This window comes from Ruegeria sp. CDSB114 (genome assembly GCF_059611025.1).
Window position 1 is genome coordinate 1,126,433 of record NZ_JBXWOT010000001.1, and the last position, 13,610, is coordinate 1,140,042.

12 protein-coding genes, 1 tRNA gene and 1 pseudogene are annotated in these 13,610 nt (G+C 55.2%); 11 read left to right on the plus strand and 3 right to left on the minus strand.

Going from position 1 to position 13,610, the window contains the following annotated elements; genetic code table 11:
- Window positions 1-3 precede the first annotated feature (3 nt).
- Complete coding sequence (locus tag AC2FIP_RS05555; protein ID WP_281972354.1) at window positions 4-1,032, minus strand: LacI family DNA-binding transcriptional regulator; 1,029 nt, start codon at window positions 1,030-1,032, stop codon at window positions 4-6.
- A 177-nt stretch (window positions 1,033-1,209) separates the two neighbouring features.
- Between AC2FIP_RS05555 and AC2FIP_RS05560 the strand changes: the two genes are divergently transcribed.
- From AC2FIP_RS05560 to AC2FIP_RS05600, 9 genes are all read left to right on the plus strand, one after another.
- On the plus strand, window positions 1,210-1,938 hold the full coding sequence (locus tag AC2FIP_RS05560; RefSeq protein WP_281972355.1) for an SDR family NAD(P)-dependent oxidoreductase: 729 nt from the start codon (window positions 1,210-1,212) through the stop codon (window positions 1,936-1,938).
- A gap of 12 nt (window positions 1,939-1,950) precedes the next feature.
- Entirely contained in the window at window positions 1,951-3,105 is a 1,155-nt protein-coding gene (locus AC2FIP_RS05565) for a Gfo/Idh/MocA family protein (RefSeq protein ID WP_496785459.1), read from the plus strand.
- Between the two features lie 10 nt (window positions 3,106-3,115).
- Window positions 3,116-4,030: a sugar phosphate isomerase/epimerase family protein gene (locus AC2FIP_RS05570; RefSeq protein ID WP_496785461.1), complete on the plus strand. Its 915-nt coding sequence runs from the start codon at window positions 3,116-3,118 to the stop codon at window positions 4,028-4,030.
- A 45-nt stretch (window positions 4,031-4,075) separates the two neighbouring features.
- Window positions 4,076-5,113, plus strand: a complete 1,038-nt coding sequence (locus AC2FIP_RS05575; protein ID WP_496785462.1) for an ABC transporter substrate-binding protein — start codon at window positions 4,076-4,078, stop codon at window positions 5,111-5,113.
- Window positions 5,114-5,186: 73 nt separating this feature from the next.
- Window positions 5,187-6,671, plus strand: coding sequence for a sugar ABC transporter ATP-binding protein (locus AC2FIP_RS05580; RefSeq protein WP_496785464.1), 1,485 nt, complete (start codon window positions 5,187-5,189; stop codon window positions 6,669-6,671).
- Window positions 6,668-7,609, plus strand: a complete 942-nt coding sequence (locus tag AC2FIP_RS05585) for an ABC transporter permease (protein ID WP_496785465.1) — start codon at window positions 6,668-6,670, stop codon at window positions 7,607-7,609. The genes AC2FIP_RS05580 and AC2FIP_RS05585 overlap by 4 nt, the downstream gene beginning before the upstream one ends.
- Complete coding sequence (locus AC2FIP_RS05590; protein WP_496690824.1) at window positions 7,606-8,613, plus strand: ABC transporter permease; 1,008 nt, start codon at window positions 7,606-7,608, stop codon at window positions 8,611-8,613. The genes AC2FIP_RS05585 and AC2FIP_RS05590 overlap by 4 nt, the downstream gene beginning before the upstream one ends.
- Window positions 8,614-8,625: 12 nt before the next feature.
- Window positions 8,626-9,702, plus strand: coding sequence for a Gfo/Idh/MocA family protein (locus tag AC2FIP_RS05595; protein ID WP_496785466.1), 1,077 nt, complete (start codon window positions 8,626-8,628; stop codon window positions 9,700-9,702).
- A complete protein-coding gene (locus AC2FIP_RS05600; RefSeq protein ID WP_496785467.1) occupies window positions 9,699-10,820 on the plus strand; it encodes a Gfo/Idh/MocA family protein in 1,122 nt (373 codons plus the stop codon). The genes AC2FIP_RS05595 and AC2FIP_RS05600 overlap by 4 nt, the downstream gene beginning before the upstream one ends.
- On the opposite strand, the pseudogene AC2FIP_RS05605 reads toward AC2FIP_RS05600, so the two are convergent.
- A pseudogene (locus AC2FIP_RS05605) lies at window positions 10,811-11,247 on the minus strand (transposase); the annotation flags it as partial. The gene AC2FIP_RS05600 and the pseudogene AC2FIP_RS05605 sit on opposite strands and share 10 nt — an antisense overlap.
- A gap of 222 nt (window positions 11,248-11,469) precedes the next feature.
- Between AC2FIP_RS05605 and AC2FIP_RS05610 the strand changes: the two are divergent.
- Complete coding sequence (locus AC2FIP_RS05610) at window positions 11,470-11,862, plus strand: hypothetical protein (RefSeq protein WP_496785469.1); 393 nt, start codon at window positions 11,470-11,472, stop codon at window positions 11,860-11,862.
- 260 nt (window positions 11,863-12,122) lie between these two features.
- Here the strand turns inward: AC2FIP_RS05610 and AC2FIP_RS05615 are convergent.
- Window positions 12,123-12,212 (minus strand) — tRNA-Ser (locus AC2FIP_RS05615).
- Window positions 12,213-12,416: 204 nt separating this feature from the next.
- On the opposite strand from AC2FIP_RS05615, the gene AC2FIP_RS05620 reads away from it, so the two are divergent.
- Window positions 12,417-13,601 (plus strand): SPOR domain-containing protein, encoded by a 1,185-nt coding sequence (locus tag AC2FIP_RS05620; RefSeq protein WP_496785471.1) that lies wholly within the window; start codon window positions 12,417-12,419, stop codon window positions 13,599-13,601.
- Window positions 13,602-13,610: the final 9 nt, after the last annotated feature.

Here is a 13,610-nt window from a genome sequence, read left to right on the forward strand (position 1 = left end):
TCGCTAATTGGGCGGCGCGGAGCTCGCCCGTGTTACAAGCTCTACGGGAAGCGCTGATTTCATTGGAAGCGCTTTGCCAGTGTTCGCCAACTGGCCCAGCAAAACCTCTGCCGCACGGCGTCCCAGTTGGTGTCGGTCCTGTCGGATTGTTGTCAGAGCCGGAACATAAGATCCTGACATTTCGATATCGTCGAAACCAACAACCGAAATGTCACCGGGCACCTTCAACCCACCCGCGACCAGCCCAGAAATCAACCCAAAGGCAACCATATCCGCAGCGCAGAACACCGCCGTTGGGCGCTCATCCATCGCAAGTATTCGTCTGGCGGCCTCATGTCCGGATTCCAGCGAGAAGTCTCCCCTGATAATCCACTCGGGCCGCGCTGGAAGCCCCAAGCGTGTCCGTTCTTCGACCACGCCCTTACGCCGAGCGGTCGTCAGAACATTCCCGTCGGGACCGGTAACATGCGCGATTTTTTTGTGGCCCAAATCATGCAGGTGCCTGATCGCCAATCGCGCACCTTCGGCGTTGTCGCTGGAAATCACCGGAAAGGCCTCGCCTTCCACCCATTCACACAAAAATACTATGCGGTCGCCGGCGCCGTATGTGACGCATTGCTGAAGTGCGGTCGAAGGAATGCCACCATCCAAAGAGATTGCGCCATCTATCCGGCCGTCTCGAAAGTACCCGGCAAGAGTTTCTTCCTGTAGCGGATTACTTTCGGTATCGGCAATCAGAACTGCATAGTCCGAGCCCGCAAACCCCTCACTGATACCGGCAAGTATGCCCGAATAGAAAGGTTTGCCGAGGTTGGGAACAAGGATCAGTACGGCCCCCGCCCTTTTCATCCGCAGGTTTCGGGCTGCCTGATTAACGCGATATCCCGTCTCGCGAATAGCTTCCAAAACAGCAACACGTGTTGATTTTGACACCAGATCGGGATTGGACAGAACACGACTGACAGTAGCTGTCGACACCTGCGAAACACGTGCGACGTCCTGTATTGTGGCGGGTTTGGGTATCTTGCTCATTGCTTGGCAGTCGATTTCTGGCTTGACTCGAATCTCATGTGATGCCGATTATGTAATCGATTACACAATTTGGAAAGTAGGTTTTTCCCATAATGTAATCGATTGCAGTAACGATTTCTCCAAACGAGGGAACCTGATGGCATCCGAATTCAAACGCAACAAAAGCCAGGTTCTTTGATGGTTTCGAAGGTCACATTCGACTTTGCCGGGGCAAAGGTCCTGGTGATCGGTGCCAGCCGAGCCGGCATTGGTGCCGCTATTGCAAGAGAATTCCAGGACTCGGGTGCCACAGTGGAGATTACCGGTGTGGAACCGCAATGCGTCGAAGAGGACGCCGCCCGGTTTGACTACATTCAACTGGATGTAACCGACACCGACGAAGTCTACAATTTCGCAAGCACACGCGACCATATTGACGTCTTGGTAAACTGTGCGGCGGTGACTCGACGCGGTGAAGAAATGGCACCTGAGTTCTTTTCCCACGTGCTGGACGTAAATCTGACCGGGTCTTTTCGCTGCGCCGAAGCGCTGCACCCTGCCCTTTCGGTCGCGAAAGGGCGCGTCATAAATGTGGCCTCCATGTATGCGCGCTTTGGTTCACCGCTCAACCCAGCCTATGGCGCGTCAAAAGCCGGCGTGGAACAACTAACAAAATCACTGGCGATTGCGTGGGCCAAAGACGGTATTCGGGTGAATGCGATCGCGCCCGGGTTCATTGTGACCGAGCAATCGGCGAAAGCCCGAAAAGACGCCAGTTTCTCAACAGCTGTAGAAGCACGCACACCCTTGGCACGCTGGGGTCACCCAGAAGATATCGCTGGAACAGCCTTGTTTCTCGCATCCGATGCGGCAGCCTTTGTGACCGGTGCCTGCGTGATCGTGGACGGAGGGTATTCGGTTGTTTGACAGGAGCGCACGATGAGTGACTTCGCAAAAATCCGCGCTGCGGTGATCGGGACCGGCTTCATAGGAACAGTGCACGTTCAGGCGCTTCGGCGTCTGGGCGTGGACGTAAGAGGTGTTCTTGGGTCATCGCCAGAGCGCGGAAGGGAACGAGCGCGGGCAATGAGCGTAGCCCGGGCTTATGACTCTCTGGAGGATCTGTTGGCGGATGAAAACATCGATGTAGTGCACGTAACGACCCCTAACCACGCACACTATCCGCAAGTGAAATCAATCCTGGCTGCGGGCAAACACGTCATCTGCGAGAAACCCCTTGCCATGACATCCGCTGAAAGCGCTGAAATGGTCGACCTTGCCAAGGCTTCTGGCAAGATTGCAGCGGTTTGTTACAACATTCGCTTTTATCCGCTGAACCAACAAGCCCATGGCATGGTCATGGCCGGGGATCTGGGTGATATCCGTTTTGTTACCGGGCACTACCATCAGGACTGGCTGGCCAAACCCACAGACTGGAATTGGCGGTTGGAAAGCGAAGTGGGCGGCGCGCTGCGATCGGTTGGTGACATCGGAACGCACTGGGTTGATCTGACCAGCTTCGTCACAGGGTTGAAGGCGACCTCTGTCTTTGCAGAGCTGACAACCTTCCTTCCGGAACGCCAGAAACCTCTTGGCCCGGTTGAGACATTTACCAGCGGAACCGGCGAAACCGAGACTGTGCGCATCGATACCGACGATGCTGCCATGATCCTTATCCGATATGAGAACGGAGCGCGGGCCGTGATGAGCACGTCTCAGGTGAACATGGGCCGAAAGAACTCATTGCAATGGGACATCGCCGGGGGGAAAGCCAGCGCCGCTTGGGACAGCGAAACACCCGACCACCTGTTCATTGGGCATCGTGACGCACCCAACCAGACCCTGATGCGTGACTTCACCTTGATGAACGGTCCGGGGATCGCAGCCGCCACATTGCCGCCCGGGCATGTTGAAGGGTTCGCAGATTCATTCTTCAACTTTTTCCGGGCGGTCTATGCCGACGTCATCGCAGGCGGGCGGCAACAAGGCAGCACATGGGCCACATTTGAGGACGGCCATTACGAGATGCAGTTCTGCGATGCCGTCGTGAAATCGGCGAGTGAGAGCCGCTGGGTCGATTTGAGCGAGATTTGAGGGCGATGACATGAAACTGGGCTTACTGACTGCACCATTCGAAAACTCTCAATTGACTGAGGTGGCGGCCTGGGCCGGTTCCAATGGGTTTTCGGCGATGGAGGTCGCCTGCTGGCCATCTTCAGGTGGCGAACAACGGCGCTATGCGGGAACCAGCCACATCAACGTAGATGGCCTTTCCGCGGATCAGGGCAATGAAATTGTCGGGCAACTCGGCGATCAGGGGATCGAGATTTCAGGTCTGGGATACTATCCCAACCCGCTCCACGCCGATGCAGAGCATCGGGCTGAAGTTATTGGGCATCTTAACAGGGTAATCACCGCCGCTGGTGTGATGGGCATCAAAGTTGTCAACACATTCGTCGGCGGAGATCGCACTCTGCATCTCGACGCGAACTGGGAGCGTGCCACCGAAATTTTCGACCCGATCGTGAAGCACGCTCAAAACTCTGGAGTACGTCTGTGCTTTGAAAACTGCCCGATGATCTTCAGCTATGACGAATGGCCCGGGGGTCACAACATTGCTTACTCGCCAAGAATCTGGCGGCGGATATTCGAGGAATGGGGCGATGCGGTTGGCATGAACTTCGATCCTTCACATCTGATCTGGCAGTTCATCGATCAAAAACGGTTCATCAAAGAATTTGGCCCATACATGGCTCATGTCCATGCCAAAGACGTGATGGTTGATAAGGACGGGCTTTATGAGAACGGTGTGATGTCTACCGGCATGGGATGGCAAATCCCACGGCTTTGCGGGCTGGGCGATGTGGACTGGTCCGGTTTCTTTTCCGGCCTGTACCGCGCAGGATACGACGGTCCGATCATTATCGAACATGAAGACAGATTGTTCGAAGGGACTGACGAAAAGATCAAGCGGGGTTTTCTGCTGGCCCGGGATGTCCTGTCACCATTCATCAAGTGAAGAAATTATCAAATTTGAAATGACTAAAACTGGGAGGAAACTAAAATGAAGAACCTACTTTATGGTGTTGCTGCTCTTGCAGTTTCAGCGTCTCTTTCAACTGTGGCGATGGCTGACGGGCACAAGCAATACACAATCGGAGTGTCCAACACCGTTCAAGGTAATGGTTGGCGCGAACAGATGATCTGCGCCATGCGTGCGCAAGCTCTGGTCGAAGCCGATGTGACGAACCTGATCGTTGCGCATCGCAACACCGATTCAGCCGGGCAACTGGAAGACATCAACAACCTCATTGAAGCGGGTGTAGACGCCATCGTGCTGAACCCATCCAACCCCGATGCTTTAAACTCGGCACTGGAAAAGGCGCTGTCTCAGGACATCGTAGTTGTTGCTGTGGATGCCGGCGTTTCGGCTGAAGGCGCCTACATTCTTTCAAACAATCAAGAAGAATACGCCTATCTTGGCGCCAAGTGGTTGTTTGAACAGCTTGGTGGCAAAGGTGACGTTGTCTATATGCGTGGCATTGCTGGGGTTTCGGCGGATACTGACCGCGACAACGGCTTTAAACGCGCGTTGGCAGAACACCCCGATATCAATGTGGTGCATGAAGTTTTCACCGGCTGGCAGCAAGACCAGGGCAAGCAACAGATCTTTGATTACCTGGCCACCGGCATCCCGTTTGACGGTGTCTGGACCAGCGGCATCGACAATGTAATTGTCGACGCGTTCACTGAATCCGGCGCTCCCCTGGTTCCGATCGTTGGCGCAGACAACGCAGGATTTGTTCAATATCTGACCGAGGTTGAGGGATTGAACGGCGCGGCCGTGACAAATCCTGGCTCAGTCGGCGGCGCAGGCATTGCTCTGGCTGTCGACATTCTGAACGGCAAGGCACCTGAGAACAAAACCGTTCTTGTAGATCCTGTGCTTTGGGAGAATGCGACGGACGCTGGCCGTGAAACGATCACAGCGGCTCAGAATCCTAACCTTGACCCAGAGTGGCCCGTATCAGTGACCGTTCCCGGCTGGACCGATTACACGATGGAACAAATCATCGACTGTAAGGGACCCGGCGAGGGCTGATCCGAATTGACTGGCCTTCCGCCTTTAGCTGGGCGGAAGGCAAATCCAACCCACTCGGCATTCAAGGACTTCCATGAGCAGCACACCACTTCTCGACGCGTCTGACGTGGCCAAAAGTTTTGGCGCCGTACGGGCGTTGACCAATGCGCACCTCACGGTTGCCGAAGGCGAGATCGTTGCCTTGATGGGCGCAAATGGCGCTGGCAAGTCCACTTTCGTCAAGATCATTACCGGTGCCCTTAAACCCGACGCTGGTCAGGTATTGATCAGAGGCAAACAAGCGTTTGTCGGAAGCCCCGCCGAGGCGCGCCGTTCCGGTTTGGTGCCGGTTTATCAAGAACCCTCACTCATTCCTGATCTCGACGTATCCGACAATCTTCGGCTGACAGACACACCTGTCGATCAGTTTCAAAACTGGGTTACAGAACTTGGCATCGAAGGCCTGAAACTATCGGCAATGATTGGCGACCTGCCACTTGCTACGCTGCGCATCCTCGATCTGGCACGCGCGCTGGCAGTTGAACCAGATGTCCTCTTGCTGGACGAAATGACCGCGGCGCTGCCGACGGATCTGGTTGAACGCGTATTGAAGACCGTAAGGCGCAAAGCAAATGACGGGATGGGTGTGATCTATGTTTCTCACCGTTTCACCGAGATTTCGGAACTGTGCGATCGGGCCACTGTGTTGCGGGATGGCATGACTGTCGGAGATCTTGACATTGAACCCGGCGTAGAAGAACGCGTGGTCGAATTGATGCTGGGTCAGAAGATTGACATTGGAACACGTCAGATCCTTCGAGCAAATGAACCACAGGCCAAGACACCGCGCCTAGGCATTAAGTCACTGGCTTTTGAGCCCAGTTTCTCGGATGTTTCGTTCGACTTATTCCCCGGCGAGGTCCTAGGGGTGGTCGCGCTTGAGGGTCAGGGGCAGGATGAACTGTTTGAGGTTCTGGCGGGCTTTGATCGCCCGTCTTCAGGATCGATGGAAGTTGATGGAAAGCCCGTAAACTTCGCCCACCCCGCCGACGCCATTGCCGTCGGGATAACTTTCGTTCCGGGCGATCGTTCAGACGCTCTGCTGGCGCAAAGGTCAGTTAAAGAAAACATCGCTCTGCCATTTTCTGCCCGGCTCAAGAACTGGGGACCAATAAAATTGCGGCATGAGCGCGATCGGGTCGCTTATGCGGTCGAGAAACTGCAGATCGACACACGCGCGCAGGGCGAGGTGCAAAGGCTTTCAGGTGGCAACCAACAGAAAGTCACCATTGGTCGCTGGCTCGCGACAGGTGTCGAAACCCTGCTTCTATTCGATCCGACTCGTGGCATCGATGTGCGCACAAAACGCCAGATTTACCCGCTTGTCCGTGAGTTGGCAGATCAGGGAGCGGCGGTTCTATTCTACACGTCCGAGTTGGAAGAAATCCCACTTGCCTGTGACCGCGCGGTCGTAATCTTCAACGGTCGCGTGGTTGATGTGATTGATGCCGCTGACGCGGATGAACAAACACTGATGCGTGCTGCCTATGGCCTGACCGAGACGGAGGGCGCGGCGTGAGCGTGGCCATCCGAAAACACGCATGGGTCATGGGGTTAGCGATTCTTCTCATGGTCCTTTTGACCATCACAAAATTGATACAACCAACTTTCGGTGCGTCAGGACTGGAGAGTATTGCCCGCGCCGCCCTGCCCTTTGCTTTCGCAACCGCCGGTATGGCCATCGTCGTAATCGTCGGCGGTATCGACCTGTCTGTTGCGTCTATGATGGCTGTCTGTGCTGTGACTGCAGCCGTTCTGATGGAGCGCATGGCCGGTGTACCGGCCTTGTTTATCGTGTTGGGGGTCGGGTTTTTGATGGGGTTGATCAATGGTTTTTTGATCGTTGTAACGCGCGTGCCCGATATCGTTGTGACACTCGCCATGCTGTTTGTGTGGGAAGGCGTCGCGCTGTTGATCCTTGAGACTCCGGGCGGCGCGACTGCAGATTGGCTGGAACAGGCAATACGCGGTCACTTTCTGTTCAACGGACTGCCCAAGGCACTGCTTGTCATTGCCTTGGGCATCGCTGTTGTCTGGATGCCAATCCGGCGCTCCAAACTCGGACTATCGATCTACGCCACCGGATCAGACGAGCTTGCCGCCTTCCGCTCTGGTGTTTCAGTGGGAAGAACAAAGATAGCAGCCTATGCGCTATGCGGGCTGTTTTGTGCCATGGGCGGTCTAAGCCTCGCTGCGCTGACCGGGATTGGAGAGCCGGTACCGGGGCCATATCTTATGGCCTCGGTCGCGGCCGTAGTTCTGGGCGGTGTCGTACTGGGCGGTGGCAAAGGCGGTCTGCTTGGACCGATCATCGCGGTGTTCATTTTGCGGATCATTCGGACGATCCTGACATTGCTGGCCGTCGATCCAAACGTGACCACGATTATCGAAGGCACGATTATGGTTCTCGTCGTTATGCTGGGCACGGCGGCTTCACTAAAGGGAGCCCGCGGATGAGCATGGACACCATAGATCCACCGATGGTCCGCTTTGGCCGTTATCTGCGCGACAACCCAATTATCCCGCTATTGGTCTTCCTTGTCCTGATGATCGCTGTGCTGGAAGTATTGCGGCCAGGTATCGTTACCCCGGTCCGAGCAGGTCGTGATGGGCTGATTTCAACCTTTTGGGTTGGCAACCTGATCAAGTTCGCAATTCCATTGGCGATGCTTGCGGCTTGTCAGGTGCTGACAATGCTAACCGCAGGAATTGATCTCTCGGTCGGGGTAGTTGCCACCGTGTCAGCCTTCGTTTGCGCAACACTTAGTGCGATTTGGGGCGTGACACCTGCAGTATTGATCGCGCTGTCAGCTGGCCTAGTTGTGGGCGTTGTAAATGGCATCGGTGTGGGATTGGTCCGGGTCCATCCATTGATCATGACACTGGGATCGGGGTTAATCGCCACCGGATGTCTGCAGGTCTATCAACGCCTCGTTATCAATGCTGGCACCGAAATTCCCGCCTTCCTTGCCTGGCTCGGAACCGGCCGCACCGCTGGAATGCCGAACGGCCTTTTTGTATTCATCCCGTTTGCGCTCTTTATCCTGTGGCTGATGCGCTATACAGGATTTGGTCGGCTGCTGTTCGCCTTAGGCTCCAATGAGCAGGCCGCTAAGCTGTCCGGGGTCCGAGCATGGCAGGTCTATCTGGGGCTCTACGTGCTTTCAAGTTTGATCGCTGCGCTGGCTGGCTTGCTCTATCTCGGCATGATCCGTCAAACTTCGCTGAGCCTTGCCAACCCCTTGTTGTTACCCTCTGTCGCTGCGGCGGTGATTGGCGGCACATCAATCTTCGGAGGTCGTGGCAGTTTCGCAGGTGCGATTGTGGGCGCACTTATTCTGCGTGTGCTGGATACTATGCTAACATTGATGCAAATGCCGGAAGGTGCGCGCACGGCCCTGTTTGGGTTGATCATTCTTGCAGTTACCGCACTCTACGTCAGGATCACCGGCACGCGCTAAAGGGAGTTTCCAATGGCCAAATTCCGGATCGTCGGCATCAGTTTCGATCACATGCATATGGGTGACTTGCTTCGGATGGTGCACGATCATCCAGACGCTGAAATCGCCGGTATATTCGATCCTGATTGGGACAAGATGAAGGCAGCGGCAACGGCATTCAGCGTTCCCGAAGATCGGATCTTTACCGACTTCGACACATGCATGGCTGCGGGACCCTACGACATGGCAATTCTTTGCGTGGCAACGGCTCAGCATGCGGAATATACCGAACGTCTGGCCTCTTACGACCTGCATGTTTTTGTCGAAAAGCCCTTTGCCGCATCTTCTGATGATGCGCGCCGCATGATGGCTGCAATGGATAGGACCGACAAGCAGTTGATCGTCAACTGGCCATTACGATGGGTCGAAAGCCACGTCACGGCCAAACGGTTGATTGATGAGGGGATGATCGGCAACCTGCGCGAAGTGCATTTCTACGACGGAAATCGCGGCCCCCTATACCATCTGGCCGACAAGGTCGAAGTCACCCCGGACGAGGTTGAGCGTCAGAAACCGAACTCATGGTGGTATAAGCGGGCATCGGGCGGTGGGTCGCTGTTGGATTACCTTGGCTACGGTGCGACGCTTGGAACCTGGTATTTAGGGGGAAAGGAGCCGATCGAGGTGACATGCACAGTCGATGAGACACCGGGGATTGAGGTCGATCAACACGCCATTGCCGTTTGCCGTTATGAAACCGGGCTCTCAAAAATGGAAACGCGCTGGGGCACCTTCACCGACCCGTGGACAACGCAACCTCAACCAACTTGCGGATTCGTCTTTGTGGGCACAGACGGCACCATTTCATCGCCCGATTATGCCGATCACATAACGGTTCAAACCCGCACACGACCTGACCGGCACGAGATACCAGTGACTCCGCTACCGTTAGGTGAACGAAATGCGATTGAGTACGTCCTTGACTGCATATCCAGAGAAAACCCGGTCAAAGGGCCACTGGATCCAGCACTTTGCCTGACAGCGCAACGGATCGTCGATACGGCGCTCCGCTCGGCATATGAAAAACGAACACTTCGGTTACTCGCATGACCTCAGACAGTGCCAATACAGACCAGTACGCACTAAAATCTGCGCATCGGCACGAAATCGATGCGCCGGATCTGCAGTATCTTCCACCAATGCCTCGACGCTATAGACCCCGGATCGGGGTTATTGGTACGGGTGGGATTTCTGCAAGCCATCTTGATGCCTACCGAACAGCAGGCTGGGACGTCGCTGCAATCTGGAACCGTACGCGCGCGAAGGCTGAAGAGAAAGCTGCTGTTTACTGCCCGTCTGCCCGCATCGAAAATGACTGGGAGGCGCTTCTTGCCGATAGCGAGATCGACATTGTCGATGTCACGCTGCACCCTGAACATCGCGTGCCAATCATCAGAGCTGCCCTGCAAGCAGGCAAACACGTGCTCAGCCAGAAGCCTTTTGTTACCGACCTCGATCTGGGTAATGACCTTGTGAAGCTGGCAGATGATCAGGGCGTTAAACTAGGGGTAAACCAGAACGGTCGTTGGGCCCCACACCTGTCCTGGATGCGTGAGGCGGTTTCAGCCGGATTGATCGGTGATGTTCTGTCGGCCCATATCTCAATTCACTGGGATCACAGCTGGACTGCAGGTACCCCGTTTGACGAAATCGACCAGCTGATACTTTACGACTTTGGAATTCACTGGTTCGACTTTCTTGCGTCTCTTGTCGGAGATAGAGCAGAAAGCGTCTTTGCAACTGCTACATCTGCACGCGGCCAGGCCAACAAAGTGCCTCTGATGTCGCAGGCTCTGGTTCGTTTGGACCAAGGCCAAGCAAGCCTGGTTTTTGACGGGGGCGTTCCCTATGGGCCTCGCGATACAACATACGTTGCAGGTACGACCGGTAGCCTGACATCAGTTGGACCGGATCTGTCGACGCAATCTGTGACACTTGAGACAGCGCATGGCATTGCGCGGCCTGCACTCGAAGGACAATGGTTCAACGACGGGTTTCGTGGCGCCATGGGGGAGCTTCTTTGTTCAATTGAAGACGACCGAGAGCCCTCAACATCTGCAAGAACCAACCTAAAATCATTGGCCATCGTTCTCGCCGCGGTTGCTTCGTCTAAACGCAAAAGGGAGGTCGAGATAGGAAGCATTAGGCTCAGGACACAAAGCGAATAGATGACCAAAGCGGCGAGAGCGATTTCTGAGAGGAAGACTTTGGGACATCTGTCGAACCGCGTCGCCAGTCCTTCAATCTGCCAAACATGATCTCAATCCGATTGCGGCGTTTGAAGCGGCACTTGTCGTATCGGACAGTTGTCTTGCGCTGTTTGCGGCCTGGGATGCACGCGCGTATCCCTTTGTCTTTCAACGCTTCTCTAAACCAATCGGCATCATATCCGCGCTCACCCAGCAACCATTCGACATTTGGCGGGCTGCTGACCAATGCCCTCGCGCTAATGTAGTTGCTGACCTAACCGGCAGTGAAAAACAGATTCCAGGGGCTTCATTCGCCATTGTGCTTGAACCAATAGCGCAAAAGGGCTCATCTGTCACAAACCGCATGTAACTTTGTGTTCATGCCGGCCTTGGTGCGCCCGATCAGACATGTGCACCGCTCATTTGAGCGCGATGAATCACGCAGCCAAACGGAAATCAATGGGCCGAAATTGTTGTTGTCGCGTGACGTCTTCCACTGAAGCAGAATATACTCCAGCATAGTCCGCGCAGTCTCCAGACCGGTTGCTGAGCAAAAGATTGGTGATGTCCTGAGCCGCGTTCTGAGCATGAGCTTGAACGGCAGTAAATCCTGTAAGAAGCGCGCTGAATGTCAAAACACTCACTCGCATGGTTCGATCTCCTGGGGTTTTCAGAAATCCAAAAATATGTTGCTCGATGGGAGTTGATGTCAGTCATCCTATCCTCAAAACGCGACGCGGTCCCCTCCTTTCAAGTCCAGGATTTCTCTCGCTTCATCGGGAGTTGCGACCTGACTGCCTTTCTCTCACCGAAGATTCAGGTCGCGATTCTCGACGGCACCCGGCCGCCCGAACTCACACTCAAGCGTCTGGTCAGCGTTACCCACGCACTTGATTGGGCCGAACAGGAATGTCGTTCGACTTTTGACACCTCAAGAACCGGCCTCCCAGATACAGGGTTCGCCCTCCTTGATCCGTGGGAACAATTCCCTGCTCCACCTTTTTGGGAATTTGCAGCATAGACCTCTGAAAAACATACATTTCTGAGAGGAGAAACTCTGGGTTCCAGACCCATCTCACGAAAATTCCCTGTAAATTGCCGGGTATTAGGGAAATCCCTCCCAAAGCGACCCCGCCAAAATGCGCCACTGAGACTGAGGCCTGAATTGCGTTCTGAGTGTACGGTTTGCTCCGTCTCTGATTGAAAGCGCATGCGCCAACTCGCGGGAATTGCGGCACAATTCCGGATCAGAAAACACAACTGAAGTGAGACAGGTATGAGTGGCGGGGAGACAGGGATTCGAACCCTGGGGACGCTCTCACGCCCAACGGTTTTCAAGACCGCCGCATTCGACCACTCTGCCACCTCCCCGCGTGGGGCCGGGTCTAAGGCTATCTTTAAACGGTGGCAAGACCAAATAGGGAAATCTTGCCGAAGCCTGTGCAGCAGACTTTCCATGGCCGAACGTGCAGGCTATGCTTTGCGTGAAAGACCGTGACAGGCTGGCAATTCAGAACCAGCGATCGGCGGCGGGGTACGATGAAAGAGGCCCCTTTCAGGCAAGGGATTGCAAATATGGATCGAGCGACCACGACACGCGCAAAACCGCGGGCACTGGCGGTTCTGGTAATAACAGTTGCGGCTCTGTCAGGGTGCGACGAGGCCCTGACATCGGGTGGAACATCCACCGAGCAGGCGGACGAAAGCGTGCAGGACGACGGCAAATTAGAGCTGTTTCCCAATACGACAAGGAACGCGCGTGATGATGTTGAAGCTCCTGATGTCTTCAAGGTCACCGAAGCCGGATTGTGGGATGGGCGCCCCTCGTTGGGCGGAATCTGGGTCGCGCACCCGGACGTTACACAGCCTGAACGTGTTCGGATAACGAATACAAAGAACAACAAATCCGTAACCGGCGCACTTTTCCGCCGTGAACGCAACCTGCCGGGCCCTGCGCTGCAACTGTCTTCGGCTGCCGCCGCAAAACTGGGTATCCTCGCAGGCGCACCGACTCGGGTTGAAGTTGTTGCCCTGCGGCGCAAGCCTGCCGAGAAAGTAGAAGAAAAAGCTCCTGAGCCCGAAGAGGTCGCTGAACCCGAAGAGACCCCAACGGCTGAGGCGGTTGAACCTCAGGACAAGAAAACCGATAGCCAGGCCACGGCAGATGTGTCCGAAGACGTTGATAAACCAGCCAAGCGTAAATGGTGGCAAAAGAAGGCTCCAGTTGCCGCAGCTGGTGCTGCGACAGCTGCAGCCGTGGCTGAAACCGCAGAAAAGACCGATGAGGCGGCAACAGAGATTATCGAGGCGGCGCCTGAGCCAGCACCAACCGCAAATCTGACCGATCCCACTGTCACGCCGCCAACCGAGGCTGCACCGAAGCGGAAATGGTGGCAAAAGAAGCCTGCCGACGAAATCACCGAAACACCTCTGGACCCGATTGAGGGCGCTGCAGCGGCCATCGAAGAGGCCGCCCCTACCCCGGCAGCAACCGCAGCCAGCACTGAGGCAACCACCGTTTCATCGCTTTCAAAACCGTTTATTCAGGTGGGCACCTTCACAGTTGAAGAAAATGCCGAAGGTGCTGCCGAGAAAATTCGGCGAAACGGGTTGCCTGCGAAAGTTCAAAAACTCGAAGCCAATGGCAAAACTGTTTGGAGGGTGATCGTTGGTCCTACTTTGACGCGGGCGGAACGAAACGCAATGCAAAGCGACGTCAAAGATCTGGGCTTTTCTGACGCCTATACCGTGAAGAATTAAGCAAAAGGA

What these genes read in the sequence shown, in the direction of transcription:
- AC2FIP_RS05600 (WP_496785467.1), top strand. Translation starts at nt 9,699, where the DNA reads ATGACCTCAGACAGTGCCAATACAGACCAGTACGCACTAAAATCTGCG.
- AC2FIP_RS05555 (WP_281972354.1), bottom strand. Translation starts at nt 1,032, where the DNA reads ATGAGCAAGATACCCAAACCCGCCACAATACAGGACGTCGCACGTGTT.
- AC2FIP_RS05580 (WP_496785464.1), top strand. Translation starts at nt 5,187, where the DNA reads ATGAGCAGCACACCACTTCTCGACGCGTCTGACGTGGCCAAAAGTTTT.
- AC2FIP_RS05565 (WP_496785459.1), top strand. Translation starts at nt 1,951, where the DNA reads ATGAGTGACTTCGCAAAAATCCGCGCTGCGGTGATCGGGACCGGCTTC.
- AC2FIP_RS05575 (WP_496785462.1), top strand. Translation starts at nt 4,076, where the DNA reads ATGAAGAACCTACTTTATGGTGTTGCTGCTCTTGCAGTTTCAGCGTCT.
- AC2FIP_RS05590 (WP_496690824.1), top strand. Translation starts at nt 7,606, where the DNA reads ATGAGCATGGACACCATAGATCCACCGATGGTCCGCTTTGGCCGTTAT.
- AC2FIP_RS05560 (WP_281972355.1), top strand. Translation starts at nt 1,210, where the DNA reads ATGGTTTCGAAGGTCACATTCGACTTTGCCGGGGCAAAGGTCCTGGTG.
- AC2FIP_RS05610 (WP_496785469.1), top strand. Translation starts at nt 11,470, where the DNA reads ATGTCAAAACACTCACTCGCATGGTTCGATCTCCTGGGGTTTTCAGAA.
- AC2FIP_RS05570 (WP_496785461.1), top strand. Translation starts at nt 3,116, where the DNA reads ATGAAACTGGGCTTACTGACTGCACCATTCGAAAACTCTCAATTGACT.
- AC2FIP_RS05620 (WP_496785471.1), top strand. Translation starts at nt 12,417, where the DNA reads ATGGATCGAGCGACCACGACACGCGCAAAACCGCGGGCACTGGCGGTT.
- AC2FIP_RS05595 (WP_496785466.1), top strand. Translation starts at nt 8,626, where the DNA reads ATGGCCAAATTCCGGATCGTCGGCATCAGTTTCGATCACATGCATATG.